Source organism: Starkeya nomas (genome assembly GCF_902703545.1).
Classification (GTDB): domain Bacteria; phylum Pseudomonadota; class Alphaproteobacteria; order Rhizobiales; family Xanthobacteraceae; genus Ancylobacter; species Ancylobacter moscoviensis.
The window spans coordinates 2,074,628-2,092,823 of record NZ_CACSAS010000001.1; the positions used below are offsets into that span (position 1 = coordinate 2,074,628).

Genomic DNA, 18,196 nt, shown 5'->3' on the forward strand with positions numbered 1-18,196 from the left:
GATGCGGAAGCAGCCGCAGCCCGGCAACATGTCCCAGGCTGAATGCAGCACTAGCAAGTGGTTAGAGCCGCTGCGCCGCTCCTGATGTCCCGCATTGTCCCGGTGCGTGGCATGGTGAGGGTCATCGACCAGAAGCCCCCGGCCGCGCCGGAGGAGAAACGCCGTCGCCCCCGCCGCTCCAAGGCCGAAATTGCCGCCGGGCGAGAGGAAAAGGAGCGGCGGAAGGCGGAGCGCATCGCGCGCGCCAGCCAGCGCGCCGAAGAGGTCGCAGTACGGGCCGCGCAGCGCAATTTGGTAGAGGAGGCGAAGGCCGCGCGGCTGCAAGCCATCAAGGATGCGGCGCTGCGCGATGCCGACCGGGCGCTCGCCCGTATCTCCGCCCGAGCTCCGTCCACCTCCGCGCGCTGGGACCGGGAGCGTGAGCAGGAGAAGAAGCGAATGCGGGCGCTGCGGCGGGCGCTCCGCAAGCGTCAGTCCGTGGCGCTGGAAGCGCCTCCCATCGTGCAAGCGGAAGGGGACTGGCTTGCCGCGAATGACCGCCCCGTCGTCATGCCGGAGGACGAGCCGGAGCCGGCCATTCCCGGCATGGTGTGCGCGGTGTCCGAGGTTCGACGGCACGTCGAGAGCACTCTCGATCTTGTGCCGGCGGAATGGTCGAGCGGCTGGGTGATGAAGCGCATCATCGACGCCTATGTCGCGCTTTCGCGCCTTCCCGGGGCCGTTCGGCCCGCCGCCTATCGCCGTGCCTGGCCGTCGTACCTCACCGAGGTTGCCGACGAGCTCGACCGGAAGACGACGATCATCAAGGTCGCCAGCTTCGAGGACATCGAGCGCATGGAAGCGGTCTTCGGATGGCCGGCCGCTCACCTTGCCGACGCGCCGGACGCGAGCCGCGCCCTGTTCAAATGGGCGAGCGGCAAGGTCGTGAAGGTCGATCAGCGTCGGCTCGCGGCGTCGTTCGGCATGGCGCCGTCGACCTTCCGGCGGTTTCGGATGCGCGCAGCGACGTTGCTCGCCCACCGGCTCAACCGCGTTGGTGTTTCCCCTTTCTAGGCCCGCTTTCATTGCATGGTTGGAGATCAGAGTGATGGATACGCTTTTCCCTGTCGATGCCTCTCGTCAGCCTGTCGTCACCGTCAAGAACGGCGAGGTCTTCACGAACAGCCGCGACGTGGCGGCGTTCTTCGAGAAGAGGCACGATCATGTGCTGCGGGACATTGATACCCTCATTGCCCATGCCCCAGATTTGGGGGATAGGCAGTTCGTGCGGATTGAGACGCCGCACCCCACGATCCCTGGGCGCATGGATCGCTCGTTCGACCTGACCCGCGACGGCTTCACGCTGCTCGCCATGGTGGACACGATCCACCAGCGGCCGGACGGGACGGCGAAGCGGACCTTCTCCGAGAACCGCGAACGCTTCGTTGAGAGCGAGGACTTCATCGAACTGACATCGGACGAAATTCGTACCATGTCGATCTTTCCCGCGCGCACCGCTCGGGCCACCCTCATCACCCGTCGCGGCTACCTCAAGCTGGTGAAGCCCTGACCAATCGAGAATGGGAACCAAGGCGAGATGATCGAATGAGGGGTTAGGCCTGCCCCAACTCGCGCAACATACGCTCGAGTTCGTCAGTCGTGCTCGCGATTATCGCCGGGTCCTGGGAAGCGGCGGCGCTCATGATCTGGTCGATGATCGTGTCGACCTCGACCGTGTTCGGGAGCGTGCCGGCATTGAGATATTCAATGGCCGAAAGGAAGGTGTCGAGCGTCCGCGGCGGATCAACTCGCAGCACAATCGGCCTCGCCAGCGGCATGGCGAGTTTTGCTTGCATGTTTCACGGCTCCCGTCGTGGACCTGCCGGAGCCTAGCCGAGCAGGTAGCGGGGTCGCAAGCATGACGGTTCTCAGGCCGGGACGAGCGCCTTGAAGGGGGGCAGCACGTCGAAATCCGCTTCGGTCGACGTACGACGACTAAGCCGAACCGGATAGCTGGTGCCGTCTTCGAGCGTGAGCATGCCACGACCCGAGGGATAGTCGGCAAAGACCCAGCTTTCGGATGCCACACGGCCCGATATCAGGACTTCACCTGTTTTCGGGCCGCTCTTTCGGCGGCGCACGATGAGATCATACTCGGCGGTCGACGCCGTGAGGCCACCGGTGCGCAGCCAGCCTCGTCCGACGAGGTGGCGCAGTGTCTCCATATTTTCCCCACTCAGACAGCAGATAAACTCACGGAGAACGCCCGCTGGGGCGCAAGGTTCCTGCAAATTCGGATTAATCTTGCGGTGCGGTGGAGGCTGGACCACAAAAGATCGCCCGCCACGGCATTGCGCCGAAGCGGGCGTTCCTCGGGCGGGCGCCTTAGCGCTGTCCGCCCTTGTGGCCGGACTCGCGTGCGCGCTCCCGGTCTTGGCGAAGTTGCCGGGATTACCGTGCTGCCCGCCCTGCTGGCACTGTTCATCGCCGGCCTGACTGTGCTGCGGGCCGCTGCGGGAACTCTCCCCGCCCTTGCGGCCGGCTTCGCTGGCGCGTTCTTCGGCAAGTTGCCGGAGCCGCCACGATGCTCCGTGTTCGCCATTTCGGCGGGCGGAGCATGTTGGTGGCACCATGGCACTGGAGGGAGGAACAGCGCCCCCCATCACGCGTTGCCCCAAAAGGGAGGATCGCCATGGCACACGCGCGTCCCTTCAAGACCGCGGCGGCGCTGGGCTGGACGACGCTCTGGCTGCTGGCGACGGGCGGCACGGGATTCACCCAGACGACGGGCAACCCGGCGGCCGGCAGCGGCTCTGACGCGGCCGTTCCGACGCCGCCGGCCGGCCATTCCACCATGGATCCGTCGTCGCAGCAGCAAGGCCCGACGGAGCCCGATCCCCGGACCGGCGTGCTCCAGCCGCCGCCGGGACCGCCGCCCGAGGGGGAGGAGCGCGAGATAAGGATGCCGGACTGCGCGCCGCCCAGATGCGGCACGCCCAAAATCATGGGACCGTAGCGCCCGCCCGCCGGCAACCCGCCGGCAAAGCGATATTCTGGCCGGGCGATCATCAGCCACATACGGGACGCCGCCTGCGGCATCGCCGGTTGTCGCCTGTACGGCCCGTGGCCTCGGAACGCTCGCCAGAGGTGGAATGCCCCTGCCCCGCTACCGATCGCACGCGAATGCTGGAACCTTTCGGACCCGCTCGTCGTCAACGCTCTGCCGAAATGAGGAGGCGTTGCCGATGAACATCGCTCAGATCGCACCGCTCACCGAATGCTGTCCGCCCCTGTACTATGGCGGGACGGAGCGCATCGTCTCCTACCTGACGGAGGAACTGGTTCGTCAGGGACACGAGGTGACGCTGTTCGCCAGCGGCGGGTCGCAGACCCGGGGAGAACTCGTGCCGTGTTGCGAAACGGCGCTCAGGACCGATCCGAAAATCCACGATCCCCTTCCCTATCTCGTGCTGATGTTGGAGGAGGTCCGCCGCAGAGCCGACGAGTTTGACGCCCTGCACTTCCACATCGAGTTCCTTCATTATCCGCTCGCCGCAGCCTTCGCCGGCCGCATGGTCACAACCCTGCACGGGCGCCTCGATCTCCGCGAGCTGAGGCCCTTCTATTCGGCCTTTCCCCATCACCCGCTCGTTTCCATTTCCGACAACCAGCGCGGGCCGATGCCCCCGGTGAACTGGGCCGGCACGGTTCATAACGGCCTGCCGAAGGATCTCCTCCCCTTCACCGCCCGGCCGGCCGGCGACTATCTCGCCTTTCTCGGCCGGATATCGCCGGAGAAACGCCCGGACCTCGCCATCGAGATCGCGGTTCGCGCCGGCGTGCCGCTGAAGATCGCCGCCAAGATCGACCGGGTCGACATAGCGTATTGGGACGAGGTGATCGCACCAATGGTGGCGCGACACCCCGACGTCGAGTTTCTGGGCGAGATCGGCGACAGCCAGAAAGCCGGGTTCCTGGGCAATGCGCGGGCGCTTCTGTTCCCGATCGATTGGCCGGAGCCGTTCGGCCTCGTCATGATCGAATCCATGGCCTGCGGCACGCCGATCATCGCCTTTCGGCAGGGCTCCGTGCCGGAGGTGGTGGAGCACGGCGTCACCGGCCATGTCGCGACGACCGTCGAAGAAGCCGTGCTCGCGGTCTCCCTCATCGAGAAACTGGACCGCGCAAGGGTGCGCGCCGTCTTCGAGGAGCGCCACACCGCCGAGCGCATGGCTCTCGACTATCTCCGCATCTATCGCGATCTGCCGGGGCGGCGTCCCGCCCTGCGCAGCCCGCTGGAAGCGCCCGACCCCATGAACGGCAGCGGCTTGCAGGCGGTCGCCTGAAGGGGATGCCCATGACCAGAACCATCAGCGCGGAATTCGTGGGCCATGCTCCTGCGGTTGCCGGTCCCGGTGCCCCGCTCCAGTTCTGCATCCCCGCGGCGGCCTCGCTGCAGGAGCGGAGACCGCGCACCCTCAAGCACGACGACACCTTCGGGGTGTTCGATCACAATGGGGATGCCCTCTCCGGACCGGGCAGCCCGGAAGGCGTCTATTATCGCGATACCCGGCACTTGTCGCATCTCTATCTGACCATGAGCGGACAGCGGCCCATGCTGCTGTCCTCGACGCTGCGCGACGACAACGCGACGCTGACCTGCGACCTCACCAATCCGGACCTGTTCGACGATGAGGGGCGACTGGTGCTGGAGCACGATCTCCTGCATCTGCGACGGTCGCGGTTCTTGTGGAACGGCGCGTGCCACGAGCGCCTGTCGATCCGAAATTTCGACGACCAGCGGCGACGGGGGCGCGTCGATCTGGCCTTCGCCGCCGACTTCGCCGATCTCTTCGAGGTGCGCGGCACGGTGCGGACTCGGCGGGGCGCGCTGCTGAAACCGGAGGTGGCGGACAATCGGGTCACGCTCGCCTATGTCGGCCTGGACAGGCGCCGGCGCGAAACCGTGCTTCGTTTTGACCCGGTGCCCGACGAGCTGACCGCCGAGATCGCCTCCATCGACTTCGATCTCGCACCACGCGAGTCGAAGACGATCGTGGTGGAGATCGCGTTCGACGGTGTCGGGAAGGAACCCGCCGGCCGCACCTTCCTACGCGCGCTCCGGGATGCACGCCGGGCGCTCCGCAACTCCACCTCGCGGGCAACGGCGATCGTCACCTCGAACGACATCTTCAACGAGTCGGTGCGCCGTTCGGTCTCCGACCTCTACATGCTCGTCACCGACACGCCGGAGGGGCCATATCCTTACGCCGGCATTCCCTGGTTCAGCGCGGTGTTCGGCCGCGACGCGCTCATTACCGCGCTCGAAATGCTCTGGCTGGACCCGGCCATCGCGCGCGGCGTGCTCCTGCATCTGGCGGCCAACCAGGCGACCGAGTTCGATCCCGAATCCGATGCGGAGCCCGGCAAGATCCTCCATGAGGTTCGCTACGGGGAGATGGCGGAGCTAAGGGAGGTGCCGTTCCGCCGCTACTATGGCAGCGTCGATTCAACGCCCCTCTTCGTCATGCTCGCCGGCGCCTATCTAGAACGCACGGGCGACATCGTCACGTTGCGCCGGCTCTGGCCTCACATCGAGGCCGCGCTCCGATGGATCGGCACCCATGGCGACCGTGACGGCGACGGGTTCGTGGAATATGGCCGCCACACCGAGGAAGGGCTGATCAACCAGGGATGGAAGGACAGCCACGACTCCGTCTTCCATAGAAATGGCGCCCTGGCAAAGGGACCCATCGCCCTGTGCGAGGTGCAGGCCTATGTCTATGGCGCCTGGCGCGCCGCCGCGGCAATCGCCTGTGCGTTGGGCCGCCCCGAACACGCACCGGAGTTGGACCGACGCGCCGAGGCGCTGTGCACGGCGTTCGACGCCGCCTTCTTCGACGATGGGCTCGGAACCTATGTGCCCGCGCTCGACGGGAGGAAGCGGCCGTGCCGCGTGCGCAGCTCGAATGCGGGCCACGCGCTGCTCACCGGCCTTGCCCTTCCCGATCGCGCCAGAAGGGTCGTCGGCACATTGATGAGACCGGAGCTGTTCTGCGGCTGGGGCGTACGTACCGTCGCCAGCAGCGAGACGCGGTTCAATCCCATGAGCTATCACAATGGCTCGGTCTGGCCGCACGACAACGCCCTGATCGCAGCCGGGCTCGCGCGCTACGGCTTCAAGCGCGAGGCGGCCGCGATCTTTGAAGGGCTATTTGCCGCTTCCACCTACATCGACATGCGGCGCCTGCCGGAGCTGTTCTGCGGCTTCGCCCGCCAGCGCACACGCGGGCCGACCTTCTACCCCGTCGCCTGCATGCCGCAGGCCTGGGCCGCCGCCGCGCCGCTCTCGATGCTGCGGGACTGCCTCGGCCTCGGCTTCGATCAGGCGCGCCTGCAAATCAGCTTCGACGAGCCGGTCCTGCCGGATTTCCTCGACGAGGTGATGCTGAAGAACCTCAGCCTCGACGGGGGAAGCGCCGACGTGGCGCTCCGCCGCTCGCGCTCCAAGGTGGTGGTGGACGTGCTGGACCGGCGCGGCCCCCTGCATGTGCTCACCCGGAACTGATCCGGCCTTGGCGAGCTCCCGCAGCCGGTCCTCGACATGCATGCGAGCTTGCCCGCCTGTCCCAAACCGCCGCGGCTCGCGCAAACGCCTCTGCGGCCGGGACGGGTGCGCTGCGCAGCAACGTAATCCGCCTCCGCCACGTCGGCCGCGAACAGCCATTACGCCAGCGAGGCGATCCTCGAAGCACGAGGCTGGGCATTATGCCATCGATGCAGCGCTGACGCCCCTGTTCCACCCGGCGGCTTTGGCTTGGTAAAGCGCCTGATCGGCAGCGGACAGCAGCCTGTCGAGGAGAGCGACGGAAGGTTTGAGCTCGCGCGCGATGCCGATGCTGACCGTCACTATCAAACGGGACATAGTCGTAATCGATGTGCATCTGCTCGATTTCCTCGCGGAGCCGCTCCGCGACATGCCGGGCATCGTCGATCGAGGTCTCAGAAGCACCACTGCGAACTCTTCGCCGCCGACCCGCCCGAAGAGATCGCGCACGCGCAGCATCCGCCGCACCACCATAGAAAGGCGCTAGAACCTTGTCTCCGGCCGCGTGTCCGTAGGTGTCGTTGATCGCCTTGAAGTGGTTGTTATCGAGCATAAGCCCGACGCAGGGAGAGCGGGCGCCGGCGAGCAGCGCTCTCCCGCGCTGGAGAAATGCCGTCCGCGTCAACGCGCCCGTCAGCGTATCGAAGATTGCCAAAATCTCGAGCCGCTTCAGCAGGTCTTGACGTGCGGCATTGATGCTCGCGACGATTAGCGGACCCAGCGCCAGAAGCATGATCGCAAGACGACCCGACATCGTGGGCGCATCCAGACCGGCGACGTCATGGGTGAACAGTCCGAGGGACACGGCGATCAGATGCCAGATGCTCACCAGCATGGTCAGCATCACGGTGGGAAACAGCGGATAGGTCAGCGCGCACCACAGAAGTGCTGGCACGGGAAACGCCAGGACTCCCGGGCCGCCGACGAGAAATCCGATGGCGATCGACACCATCATCATCACGGCAGGTGCGGCCCGCATCAGGAAGGCGAACCAGTCTTTCGGCCGGCGCAGATGAATAGCCTTCGCCGACAGGGCCGGTGCGGTCAGGACGGCAGGCAGGACAATGATGCCGTTGGCCAGTTCGGGTGGTGAACCAGAAGGCGGCGCCGGACAGCAGATCCTTGTCGAAATAAATCGGCGTCGCACCCGCCGCCACCAACGCGGCAGCGGCGGCGGCAACCAGAATTCCGAAGAGGAGAAACACGGACAGAGGGCGCCGCAGCCGCCGGTCATCCTCGCTCATCAGCCGGAAAAGCAGGACACCTGTCGTCACGCCCGGCGAGGTTGGCAGCGGTGAGCCACGTCGTGAGCGCAAGGTGGCCGCCGGTGAGCAGGTCGGCGGCAAAAAAAGCCGCGATCGCACCGACCATCCGGACAGGACAGCAGATTTGGGAAATCGGACGAAGAACCCGAGCAGGGGCATTCGCCGGCCATAGGCCGCGAGAAAACCGACCGGCCGCGTCAAAATTCCAAACAGACTGGAAATAAATACCACCGCGAACGCAATCGCCGCCACGTCAACAAAGCACGGCGCTTCGTAAGATCTCTGGGCCATGTTGGAGATCGCCCTGGTTCAACCAACCAAATATCTGTGCCACACTCGCCCGAGGGTGGCAAAAACAGCAAGCCGCACGGCTAAGCCACTCCGCGCCGAAGTCGTTCCAGAATTCGTATGCGCGATCCCGTGCGTTGGCGGCAGGTTCAATCCCGAACGTGAAAAGCTCCGCCTTCCCATCGTTTCCGCAGCACGCGCGAATGTGCGCGTGCTGGCACCAGGCTACGCCCGCCACTTTCCGAACCGGCCTATAGTCGTCCGGGAATGAGGAGGTGCGGCCATGGCGAACGATGGTTACGAACCCGAAGCCATTGAGGTCCTCGATCAGGCGCTTGAGCACGCCTGCCAGCGTGCCGCCGAACGGCTGCTCGTGAACGACGGCATGAAAACCCTTTTGGCGTCAGCGATCCTTGAAGGTGCGAAACAGGGCATCAAGAACGAAGAGCAGTTGGCCAGTTTTGCCCTGCGGTCTATTCCGGCGTTCCGGAACGAACCGTCGACACGCGAGCGGCTGCCATTTTCCGCAGTCCCCAACACACCAGGATAGGCGTCGCCGCCCATCGATGCCTATGCTCGGCGGATCGTCGGCTGGCGGGTGAGCCGGACGGCCCATGCCAGCTTCGTGCTGGATGCGGTGGAGTAGGCCCTGCATGAGCGCCGACCTGTGCACCGCGGTGGGCCGGTGCATCATTCCGACAGGGGATCTCAGGGCGGATTCAACCGGTCGTCGCAACACCGGCATCATACTGCTGGGCGAGGAACTGATCGAGCACTTCGCTCGGTGTTTTCCACCCGAGCGTTTTGCGGGGCCGGGCGTTCATCGCGTGAGCGACGGCAGCCAACTCCCCGGTCGAGTGCCGGCTGAGATCAGTCCCTTTCGGGAAGTACTGCCGCAGAAGGCCGTTGGTGTTTTCGTTCGAGCCGCGCTGCCACGGGCTTTGCGGATCGCAGAAGTAGACTTCCAGTCCGCTCTCGATGCGAAGCCGTGCGTGCTGAGCCATCTCGGCTCCCTGACCCCAGGTCAGCGATTGACGAAGCGTCCTGGGCAGTTCGCTCATGGATTGGACGATCGCCGTGCGAACGGCTTCAGCACCGTGTCCGGCAAGCGGCGAGCCATTCTTGATCCTTTGTTCACGCTGATACCCCTCTTGGCGCGGCAGGTGCAGCAGCATCGTGATGCGCGAGCTGCGTTCGACGAGAGTGCCGATCGCCGAGCTGTGCAGGCCCAGGATGAGATCGCCTTCCCAATGGCCCGGGATCGCCCGATCTTCGACCGCCGGTGGCCGTTCGCTGATCATGATGGCATCGCCCAAGAAGGCCTTTCTACGGCCGCGGGTCCGCTCGCGCGGAACACGCAGAGCTCGACCCGAGCGCAAGCAAGCCGTCAGCTCCCGACGCAAGGCACCGCGACCCTGGATATACAGGGACTAGTAGATCGCCTCGTGGCTGATGCGCATGGTGGGATCCTCCGGGTAATCGATCCGAAGTCGATGGGCGATCTGCTCCGGGCTCCACGCGGTTGACCAGCGCCGGCTCTGCCGAAGCACGGCGCGACGCTTCTTCCATATCACCTTGGGACCCGCGAAGCCGGTGCCATCGATGCTCGTGACGAGACCCGAGAGATGCCGCTCGACATAAGCGCGTAAAGTAGGGTTGCTGGACAGCTTGCCCGGGCGAGGCAGTCGTGCCGCGCGGTCGGCATGCCATTGCGCTGCGATGGCGCGATAGTCGAGGTTGCCACCGCGCGTAGCGGCGTTGCGGCGCACTTCGCGTGAGATCGTGCTCGGTGAGCGCGCAAGCTTACGTGCAATCGCGCGGATCGCTGTTCCCTTGGCAAGCTCGATCGCGATCTCCTCACGCTCACCCAAGGACAGGTATCTTCCGGTGGGTGCGGGCGCCGAAGGCGCAAGGTGGGTTGGCGGCATCCCTCCCGAACTCCGAAAACCAGCGCGGCCCCAGCGGCGCCGATATGCCGGCGTCGACGGCCGCTTGCTCGCTCGTACGTCCGCGCGCGATAGCCTGCCAGAAGCGGCGATAATGCTCACGCTGCCAGGCAGGTGACCTTCCTGGCGAACGTAACTTCTTCCGCGTGCATCTCTCCGATGCTCGTCGACCAGCCATCGTCACAACCTCTAACTCTGGGTGTTGCGACGACCGGTTGAATCCGCCCAGTACATCAGCATTCGATACACTGAGCGTCTCGCCGAAGCGAGCATAGAGCCCTCGGTCGGCAGCGTCGGCCACTCTTGTGACAACGCTCTCGCAGAAACGATCAACGGAACCTACAAGGCTGAACTGATCCATCGGCGCGGGCCGTGGCGACGCTTCGAAGCCGAGGAGTTCGCGACGTTGACCTGGGTGGACTGGTTCAATCATCGCCGGCTGCTGGAGCCTATCTGCAAGCTACGGGTGAGCCCGAGATCGAGCTCGATCTCGACTTCACCGACAGGCTGGTCGACGTGATAGACAAGGGCTTCGATGCGGTGAGACGCCCACCAACGTCGTGGACATCACCACCGCGCTGAAGAGGAGCCTCGCGGCGGAAGAAGCACGCAAACGCCCCGGCGAGTGACCCGCATGCCCCGCCCGAGCGCCGACGGCGTCAGGGCGTGCGCCGCTTGCCGCCGGCAGCGGAGGGCAGCGGCGCGGCGGCCTTGCGGAAGCCGCTCCACGGATCGGACGACAGGTTGGCGAGGCGCGACGGCGCGGTGTCGAGGGTGAACTGCGCCGCGCCCGTCAGTTGATCGAGCTCCTCCCACGCCACCGGCATGGCGACCGCCGCGCCGGGCCGGGCCCGCACGCCATAGGGGGCGATCGCCGTCGCGCCGCGCGCATTGCGCAGGTAATCCACGAAGATGCGGCCCCTGCGCCGGGCCTTGGTGGCCACGGCGATGTAGCGGTCCGGATCGTCCGCCGCCATCGCATCGGCGATGCCTTTGGCGAAGTCCTTCACCGCGTCCCATCCGGCCTTCGGCTCCAGCGGCACGACGACGTGCAGGCCCTTGCCGCCGGACGTCTTGACGAAGGTCGGCAGGCCCGCCGCCTCCAGCCGGGCGCGCACCTCGCGGGCACCGGCAACGATGTCGGGCCACGCGACATCCTCGCCGGGGTCGAGATCGAAGATCATCGTGTCCGGCCGTTCGAGATCGGCCAGCGGCGCGCCCCACGGATGGATTTCCAGCGCGCCGGCCTGCGCCAGCGCCGTCAGGCCGTCGAAATCGTCGATGACGAGCAATTCCTCGCCGTCCGTGTCCTTCTTCACCTTGATCGCGCGGTTGATGCCGCGCCAGGAGTGCTTCTGGAAGAAGCAGGCCTGGGCGATGCCGTCCGGGCAGCGCAGCAGGGCGAGCGGGCGCGCGACGACGAAGGGGGCGATATAGGTCCAGACCTGCGCGTAGTAATCGGCGAGGCCCTGCTTGGTGACGCCGTCTTCCGGCCAGTAGATGCGATCCGGATGGGTCAGCTTCACCCCGCTGCACGGCATCTTCCCCTCCGTGGCAGGCGCACCCCGCGCCGCAGGCCCGTCCTCGCGCACGATCTCACGCGCCGGCTTGTCCTCGCGCAAGCCCCGAAAGGCCGCGTGGCGCAGATGCTGATCGCCGGTCCAGCCGCGGAACTCGATCTCCGCGACCAGCTCGGGCGTGACATAGGTGACGCCGCGCCGCTCCTCCGCCGAGAGCGACCCGGCAAAGGGGCTGCGGCCGCGCTCCAGGGGAGACAGGCGCTCGCGCAGCTCGCGCGCCACGCGCTGGGAGAAGCCGGTGCCCACGCGACCCACATGGCGCAGCCGGCCATCCTCGTACACGCCCAGCACCAGCGAGCCGACGGCGCCCTTCTGCGCGGTCGAGGGCACGAAGCCGCCGATGACGAATTCCTGCCGGAAGGCGCATTTGGACTTCTGCCAGTCCTTGCCCCGGCCGGAACGGTAGGGGGCGGCCATGCGCTTGGACACCAGCCCCTCCAGGCTGAGGCGGCAGGCATGGCGCAGCATGGTGGGACCGTCGACCTCGAAGGGCTCGCTCAGCCTCAGCGGCGGCGGCGCGCCCTCCATCACCTTCGCCAGAGCCTCCTTGCGGGCCCGCAGCGGGCGGTCGCGCAGGTCGCGGCCGTCGAGAAAGAGGAGGTCGAAGACGTAGAAGACGAAGCGGTCGCGCCGGCCTTCGGAAAGGTCCTGCTGCAGAAGGGAGAAGTTCGAGGCGCCGGAACTGGCCCTTGGGGATCGTGCCCTCGAAGCTTCCATAGTCGAGCGGGTGATCCTCGACATGGACGGCGAGGCGCTTCTCGCCGGGGACGAGGCTGGGGCCACGCGTGACCGCCCAGCTCTTGAGCACGCCATCCATCTCCAGCCGCAGATCGTAATGCAGGCGGCGGGCGGCGTGCTTCTGGATCAGATAGGCGTGTCCCGCGCGGGAAGCGGGCGCGCCGCGAGGCTCGGAGGTGAGGGAAAAGTCGCGCTTGCGGCGGTAGACGTCGAGCGGCATGGCCTATCCTGCCCTGCGGGCCGGAGCCTTGCGCGCGACCGTCTTGCGCGTGGACGATTTGCCGGCGGAAGACTTGCCGGCGGAAGACTTGCCGACGCGCGTCGCCGCCTCTCCCTTCGCGCCCTCCTTGCCGGAAAGCCCGGCGCTGCGCCGGAGCGCGTCCATCAGGTCCACCACCTTGCCGCGCGCCGGCTCCTTCGGCGCGGCGATCTTCCGCCCCTCGATCTTGGCTCGGACGAGGTCGGCGAGCGCGTCGTCGTAACGGTCGACGAAGGTTTCCGGCTGGAAGATCCCCATCCTGGTGTCGATGATATGCCGGGCGAGATCGAGCATCTCGCCCTCGATCGTCACTTCGGGAATATCCTCGAACGCCTCGGCCACCGAGCGGACCTCGTAGTCGTAGTTCAGCGTGGTGGCGACGATGCCCTGAGCATAGGCCCGAATCAGCAGCGAACGCGGGCGCCGGAACAGCACTCCCCTCGCCAATGCTGCGACCTGCTTGCGGCGCAGCCCCTCGCGGATGACGGCGAAGCCCGTGCGCGAGACCTCATCCGCCGGGCGCAGATAATACGGGCGGTCGAAATAGAGATCGTCGACCTCGCCGCAGGGAATGAACCCCTCCACGGACAGGGTCTTGTCGCCTGCCGGCACCACGGCGGCGATCTCCTCGGGATCGAGCGTCACATACTCGTCCGAGGCGATCTCGTAGCCCTTCACCTGATCCGCCCGCTCGACCTCCTTCCGCGTCTCGGGGTCGATGAAGCGACGGTTCAGCGAGTGGCCCGTGCGGCGGTTCACCATGTGCAGGCGCACGCGCTCGCTGGTCGAGACGGCGGTGTAGAGCGCCACCGCGCAGACCACTTCGCCGAGCTTGAGATAGCCTTTCCAGGTCGCGCGCAGGGACACGCACTCCTCCCTTCGATCTCCGGGGCGGAGCCGGCCGGGATGGGCCGACACCAGAGCCTTCGCCGACCGATAAGGCGCGAAGCCGTCGCGATGTTCCCGCCGCTTCGCGCGAACCACGGCAAACGGCAGAGGGATGGAACCAGGCGCCTCCCGGTGCGGTTAGCGCAAGGTCGATCAACCTCGATGGGGGAACGCGACATGGGCTCTCTGGCAGCGACGTTCACAACCATGGAACGCACCGAGGTCCGCCCCAGCGTTCCGCCGGTCGTGGTGGTGCCCGAGGAGGCGAAGCATGCCGGCCACCGCGACGCGACCGTGCGGACGCTCGCAAGCCGCATCGCGGTGCTGCGGGGATCGTCCGTCATCGATTATCCGCCGGCCTCCCTGCCTTCCTGCGGCTGTTACGCCGTGCCGGTCGGCACGCTCGTCGGAAGCCGCATCGCCAGCTATCTCGGCATTCTGTCCGAAACGGACCTGTTCGGCGGGCTGGTGCCTTATGCCGTGCAGGCCGGCAAAGCGATCACCCACAGCCTCGTCGAGGACGACGCGGCCCGTCCGGAGGGCTGGTCTGCCGATTTCGCACGAGCCGTGCGTCACGTGACGCTGGCGGGCTATTCCGCCTTCGACCGGAACAGCGCCCACAAGGCGGCGACGCGCCTGCTGACCGACGGCCCGGTACGGCTGAAGGCCGCCTGGGCCGATGGCGGACAGGCTCAGCGCGTCATCCGCGAGAGAGGGGCACTCGAACCGGCGCTCGATGCGCTGGACACGCCGGAGCTCGCGCGCTGCGGGCTGGTGATCGAGCCGGACCTGCACGAGACCCGCACCTACAGCATCGGCCGGGTGCGGATCGGGGACGCGGTGCTCGCCTATATCGGCTGGCAGCACACGACGCCGGACAATGCGGGAGCGAGCGCCTATGGCGGCTCGGTGCTGGCGGCGGTGGCCGGCGAGTTCGACAGGCTGAGGCACCTGCCTCTCGACGAGCCCGCCCGGCAGGCGCTGCAATGCGCGCTCACCTATGACGAGGCGGCCTCGACCCATTTCCCCGGACTGATCGCCTCGCGGCGCAACTACGACGTGGTCAGCGGCCGCGACGCGACGGGCGCCCTTCGCATCGCCGTACTGGAACAGTCATGGAGGATCGGCGGCGCCTCCGGGGCCGAGATCGCCGCCTTCGAAGCCTTCAGCGCGGCCCCCGGCCTCGCCGCCGTCCGGGCAAGCTGCCACGAGCGTTACGGGCGCGTGCACGAGGTGCCCCCCGACAGCTTCGTCTATTTCGACGCGGACGATCCGGAGGTCGGTCCGTTGATCAAATATGCAAGGATCGAGGCCCGGCACCGTGCATTGTGAATCCATCTGCATCCATGTCGACGAGGATCATGTCGAAGGCACCTTCGCCGTCCCGCGCACCGGCGTACCGGGCGTGCTCTTCCTGCACGGCTGGACCGGCAGCCAGCAGAGCGACCTCAAGCGGGCCCGCAAGATCGCCACGCTCGGCTGCGTGTGCCTGACCTTCGACCTGCGCGGCCACGCCGCGACGGAGACGATGCGCCGCAAGGTCACGCCGCGCCAGAACCTCCACGACGCCATCGCCGCCTATGACGCCCTCTCCTCCCACCCGATGGTCGACCGTTCCGCGATCGCCATCGTCGGTTCGAGCTACGGGGCCTATCTCGCCACCATCCTCACGACCTTCCGCCCCGTGCGCTGGCTGTCGTTGCGCGTGCCCGCGCTCTATCGCGACGAGCACTGGGCGGTGGCCAAGGGCCAGCTCGACAGGCTGGACCTGACGCATTACCGCAACATGGAGGTCACGCCGGAGGAGAACCGCGCCCTCGCCGCCTGTTCCCGCTTCCAGGGCGACGTGCTGACGGTGGAATCCGAGTTCGACCACCTCGTGCCGCACATGACGATCGCCAACTACCTCGCCGCCTTCCGGCAGGCGCGTTCGCTGACCTACCGGGTCGTCGCCGGCGCGGACCACGCGCTCTCCGAGAAGGAGTGGCGCGACGCCTATTCCGCGCTGCTGATCGGGTGGATCCGGGAAATGGTGCTCGGCGCGCGTTAGCGCATGCGGGACTTAGTAAAAGTCTACAACTATTTGAATAACAAAGAGTAACCGCATCGCTCGGAGATGCGCTAGCCGGCCATGGAGCGCACCGCCCGCAGGTCGGCGACGAAGGCCTCATAGGCCGCGCGCTTGGCCGCCTCGTCCGGCACCCGCAGCAGATAGGACGGGTGGACGGTCAGGTAGCCGCGCCGGTTGCCGAAGACAAGCGGGCCGCGCTCGCGCGTCACCGCGACCTTCCGGCCCGCCAGCGCATAACCCGCCGTCGCGCCGAGCGCCACGACGACCTGCGGATGGACGAGAGCCAGCTCGCGGTCCAGCCACCACCGCTCATGCGAGATCTCGCCGGCCGTCGGCTTCTGGTGGATGCGGCGCTTGCCGCGCTGGACGAATTTGAAGCGCTTGACCGCGTTCGTCACGTAACTGCGCGTCCGCTCGATGCCGGCCTCGGCCAGAGCCCGGTCGAACAGGCGGCCGGCCGGGCCGACGAAGGGGCGGCCCTGCCGGTCCTCCTCGTCTCCCGGCTGTTCGCCGACAAAGGCGATGGACGCGCCGACGGGCCCCTTGCCCGGCACGGGCCGCACGCCACCCGGAACGGCGGTCTCGCTAGCCCGCAAGGCCGCGTTGAGGGCGTGGAGCGTCGGAAAGCTCGCCTCTCCGGCATCGGCGGCATCCGTCCGGGGCGCGCTCATGCCGCCTTCCTTTCCTCGGCCTGCCACTCCAGATCGAGCCGCCGCATCAGGCGCCGGGCATCGTCGGGAGCGTGCCGCTTGTCGGTGTTGTCGAAGAAGACGAAGACATCGCGCGGCTTCGGATGCCGCTCCGGCGAGCCGATGAAATCGCCGTCCTTCATGGTCCGCCCGGCCGCCCAGGCGGAGACGCGCGCCGCCCAGCGCGCCAGCGCGGCATCGTCGTAGCGCGAGCGATAGAGCTCGTCCGAGCCATGCAGCCGGCAATAGGCGACGTCCGCGGTGAGATCCATGAGCCGCGGCCAGTCCACCGTATCGGCGCAGACCAGCGCGACACCCGCCTCGCGCAGCAGATCGACGAAGGCCGGATCGCGGAAGCTCTCGTGGCGAAGCTCGAGCGCATGGCGCAGCGGCCGCGACGCATCCGTGCGCGTATGCGCCCGCCCCTCGACACGGCCGTCGTGACGGCGTGCAACGGCGGCCGCCGCACGCGTATCCTTCGGCAGCAGGGCGAGGAAATCGCGGATCAGCCCGGCATCGAAGCGCAGGCTGGGCGGCAGCTGCCAGAGCAGAGAGCCGAGCTTCGGGCCGAGCCGCAGCAGGCCGGAAGCGAGGAAATTGGCGAGCGGCGTCTCGACCTCGCGCAGCCGCTTGGTGTGGGTGATGAAACGCGAGCCCTTCACGGCGAAGACGAAGCCCTCCGGCGTCTCCTGCGCCCAGCGGGCGAAGGTCTCCGGCCGCTGCAGACTATAGAAGGTCCCGTTGATCTCCAGCGCCGGGAACCGGCTTGCAGCGAAGGCCAGCTCACGCTTCTGGACGAGGCCCTTCGGGTAGAAGTTTCCCCGCCAGGGCGCATAGGTCCAGCCCGACACGCCGATGCGGATGTCGCCGCGCGCTGAGCCCATGCCGGCCTCCTTCGCTGATGACCTCTCCCGCCAATCCGGATAGCGCGGGCTTGGTTCCCGCCTGACGCTTCGGAACCAAGCCCGCGGCCAGCCGTTGGGACTGAAAACCCCTGCCGCCAGGAGGCCCGCCGATGCTCGACCACCCGCACCCGCCCTTCGAGCCGCAGCAGCAGCCCATGCCCGGACGCACCGAGGAGATGTCGCCGCGTCCCGATCATGGCGAGACCAGCTACAAGGGCGCCGACCGGCTGCTCGGCCGCAAGGCGGTGATCACCGGCGGCGACAGCGGCATCGGCCGGGCGGTGGCCATCGCCTTCGCCCGCGAAGGCGCCGACCTCCTGATCTCCTATCTGAACGAGGGCGACGACGCGGCCGAGACGCAGCGCCTCGTCGAGGAGGCCGGTCGGAAGGCGGTGCTGGTGCCCGGCGACATTCAACATGCGCAGAACTGCCGCGCCGTCGTCGAGGCGGCGGCCGGCGAGCTCGGCGGGGTGGACATCCTCGTCAACAACGCCGCCCATCAGGCCACGTTCAAGGACATCGGCGACATCAGCGACGAGGAATGGGAGCTGACCTTCCGCGTCAACATCCACGCCATGTTCTACCTGACCAAGGCGGCGGTCCCGCACATGAAGCCGGGCGGCTCGATCATCAACACCGCCTCGATCAATTCCGACAAGCCCAACCCCTCGCTGCTCGCCTACGCGACGACCAAGGGGGCGATCCAGAACTTCACCGCCGGTCTCGCCCAGATGCTGGCGCCCAGGGGTATCCGAGCCAACGCAGTGGCGCCGGGGCCGATCTGGACGCCGCTCATCCCTTCCACCCTGCCGCCGGAATCGGTGGAGCATTTCGGCGAGCAGGTGCCGATGAAGCGGCCCGGCCAGCCGGCCGAGTTGGCGACCGCCTATGTGATGCTGGCCGACCCGCTCTCCAGCTACGTTTCCGGCGCCACCATCGCCGTCACCGGCGGCGGGCCGATGCTCTAGCGCCGGGATCCTG

14 protein-coding genes and 6 pseudogenes are annotated in these 18,196 nt (G+C 67.2%); 12 read left to right on the forward strand and 8 right to left on the reverse strand.

All coding sequences use genetic code 11. From position 1 onward, the window contains the following. Positions 1 to 84 precede the first annotated feature (84 nt). Positions 85 to 1,053: a hypothetical protein gene (locus STARVERO_RS10065; protein WP_159598752.1), complete on the forward strand. Its 969-nt coding sequence runs from the start codon at positions 85 to 87 to the stop codon at positions 1,051 to 1,053. A gap of 34 nt (positions 1,054 to 1,087) precedes the next feature. Next, positions 1,088 to 1,549, forward strand: a complete 462-nt coding sequence (locus STARVERO_RS10070; RefSeq protein WP_159598753.1) for a Rha family transcriptional regulator — start codon at positions 1,088 to 1,090, stop codon at positions 1,547 to 1,549. Between the two features lie 43 nt (positions 1,550 to 1,592). Here STARVERO_RS10070 and STARVERO_RS10075 read toward each other — a convergent pair whose 3' ends face one another. Both STARVERO_RS10075 and STARVERO_RS10080 read right to left on the reverse strand, forming a co-directional pair. Next, the gene (locus STARVERO_RS10075; protein WP_159598754.1) at positions 1,593 to 1,835 is read right to left on the reverse strand and encodes a hypothetical protein; all 243 of its coding nucleotides are present in this window, start codon (positions 1,833 to 1,835) and stop codon (positions 1,593 to 1,595) included. A gap of 72 nt (positions 1,836 to 1,907) precedes the next feature. Further along, positions 1,908 to 2,204, reverse strand: a complete 297-nt coding sequence (locus STARVERO_RS10080; RefSeq protein ID WP_159598755.1) for a hypothetical protein — start codon at positions 2,202 to 2,204, stop codon at positions 1,908 to 1,910. A gap of 467 nt (positions 2,205 to 2,671) precedes the next feature. Here STARVERO_RS10080 and STARVERO_RS10085 point away from each other — a divergent pair, with 467 nt between their 5' ends. From STARVERO_RS10085 to STARVERO_RS10095, 3 genes are all read left to right on the forward strand, one after another. Further along, on the forward strand, positions 2,672 to 2,995 hold the full coding sequence (locus tag STARVERO_RS10085; RefSeq protein WP_159598756.1) for a hypothetical protein: 324 nt from the start codon (positions 2,672 to 2,674) through the stop codon (positions 2,993 to 2,995). 229 nt (positions 2,996 to 3,224) lie between these two features. Next, the gene (locus STARVERO_RS10090; protein WP_159598757.1) at positions 3,225 to 4,325 is read left to right on the forward strand and encodes a glycosyltransferase family 4 protein; all 1,101 of its coding nucleotides are present in this window, start codon (positions 3,225 to 3,227) and stop codon (positions 4,323 to 4,325) included. An 11-nt stretch (positions 4,326 to 4,336) separates the two neighbouring features. Next, positions 4,337 to 6,547: an amylo-alpha-1,6-glucosidase gene (locus STARVERO_RS10095; RefSeq protein WP_159598758.1), complete on the forward strand. Its 2,211-nt coding sequence runs from the start codon at positions 4,337 to 4,339 to the stop codon at positions 6,545 to 6,547. Here the strand turns inward: STARVERO_RS10095 and STARVERO_RS23680 are convergent. Continuing rightward, entirely contained in the window at positions 6,534 to 7,820 is a 1,287-nt protein-coding gene (locus tag STARVERO_RS23680) for a diguanylate cyclase (RefSeq protein ID WP_159598759.1), read from the reverse strand. The two genes, STARVERO_RS10095 and STARVERO_RS23680, sit on opposite strands and share 14 nt — an antisense overlap. Positions 7,821 to 8,422: 602 nt before the next feature. Here STARVERO_RS23680 and STARVERO_RS10105 point away from each other — a divergent pair. Together STARVERO_RS10105 and STARVERO_RS10110 are read left to right on the forward strand one after the other, a co-directional pair. After that, complete coding sequence (locus STARVERO_RS10105) at positions 8,423 to 8,689, forward strand: hypothetical protein (RefSeq protein ID WP_159598760.1); 267 nt, start codon at positions 8,423 to 8,425, stop codon at positions 8,687 to 8,689. Positions 8,690 to 8,701: 12 nt separating this feature from the next. Beyond that, positions 8,702 to 8,851 (forward strand): annotated as a pseudogene (locus STARVERO_RS10110) (DDE-type integrase/transposase/recombinase); the annotation flags it as partial. Positions 8,852 to 8,858: 7 nt separating this feature from the next. Here the strand turns inward: STARVERO_RS10110 and STARVERO_RS10115 are convergent. Beyond that, positions 8,859 to 10,263 (reverse strand): annotated as a pseudogene (locus STARVERO_RS10115) (IS30 family transposase). Positions 10,264 to 10,308: 45 nt separating this feature from the next. On the opposite strand from STARVERO_RS10115, the pseudogene STARVERO_RS10120 reads away from it, so the two are divergent. After that, positions 10,309 to 10,539, forward strand: a pseudogene (locus STARVERO_RS10120) (integrase core domain-containing protein); the annotation flags it as partial. 14 nt (positions 10,540 to 10,553) lie between these two features. After that, a pseudogene (locus tag STARVERO_RS23515) lies at positions 10,554 to 10,634 on the forward strand (LysR substrate-binding domain-containing protein); the annotation flags it as partial. A gap of 110 nt (positions 10,635 to 10,744) precedes the next feature. Here STARVERO_RS23515 and ligD read toward each other — a convergent pair. Together ligD and ku are read right to left on the reverse strand one after the other, a co-directional pair. Continuing rightward, positions 10,745 to 12,623: pseudogene (ligD, locus tag STARVERO_RS10130) on the reverse strand (DNA ligase D). A 3-nt stretch (positions 12,624 to 12,626) separates the two neighbouring features. Continuing rightward, positions 12,627 to 13,529 (reverse strand): non-homologous end joining protein Ku, encoded by a 903-nt coding sequence (gene ku, locus STARVERO_RS10135; RefSeq protein ID WP_159598762.1) that lies wholly within the window; start codon positions 13,527 to 13,529, stop codon positions 12,627 to 12,629. A gap of 228 nt (positions 13,530 to 13,757) precedes the next feature. Here ku and STARVERO_RS10140 point away from each other — a divergent pair, with 228 nt between their 5' ends. Together STARVERO_RS10140 and STARVERO_RS10145 are read left to right on the forward strand one after the other, a co-directional pair. Continuing rightward, positions 13,758 to 14,882: a DUF3182 family protein gene (locus STARVERO_RS10140; protein ID WP_159598763.1), complete on the forward strand. Its 1,125-nt coding sequence runs from the start codon at positions 13,758 to 13,760 to the stop codon at positions 14,880 to 14,882. Then, positions 14,872 to 15,600 carry an alpha/beta hydrolase family protein gene (locus STARVERO_RS10145; RefSeq protein ID WP_200837759.1) on the forward strand — a complete coding sequence of 243 codons (729 nt, stop codon included), beginning with the start codon at positions 14,872 to 14,874 and terminating at the stop codon, positions 15,598 to 15,600. The genes STARVERO_RS10140 and STARVERO_RS10145 overlap by 11 nt, the downstream gene beginning before the upstream one ends. A gap of 71 nt (positions 15,601 to 15,671) precedes the next feature. On the opposite strand, the pseudogene STARVERO_RS10150 reads toward STARVERO_RS10145, so the two are convergent. Continuing rightward, positions 15,672 to 16,241: pseudogene (locus tag STARVERO_RS10150) on the reverse strand (UdgX family uracil-DNA binding protein); the annotation flags it as partial. Between the two features lie 47 nt (positions 16,242 to 16,288). Beyond that, entirely contained in the window at positions 16,289 to 17,194 is a 906-nt protein-coding gene (locus STARVERO_RS10155) for a DUF72 domain-containing protein (protein ID WP_159598766.1), read from the reverse strand. Positions 17,195 to 17,325: 131 nt separating this feature from the next. On the opposite strand from STARVERO_RS10155, the gene STARVERO_RS10160 reads away from it, so the two are divergent. Further along, positions 17,326 to 18,183, forward strand: coding sequence for an SDR family oxidoreductase (locus STARVERO_RS10160; protein ID WP_159598767.1), 858 nt, complete (start codon positions 17,326 to 17,328; stop codon positions 18,181 to 18,183). The last annotated feature ends 13 nt before the right edge of the window (positions 18,184 to 18,196 follow it).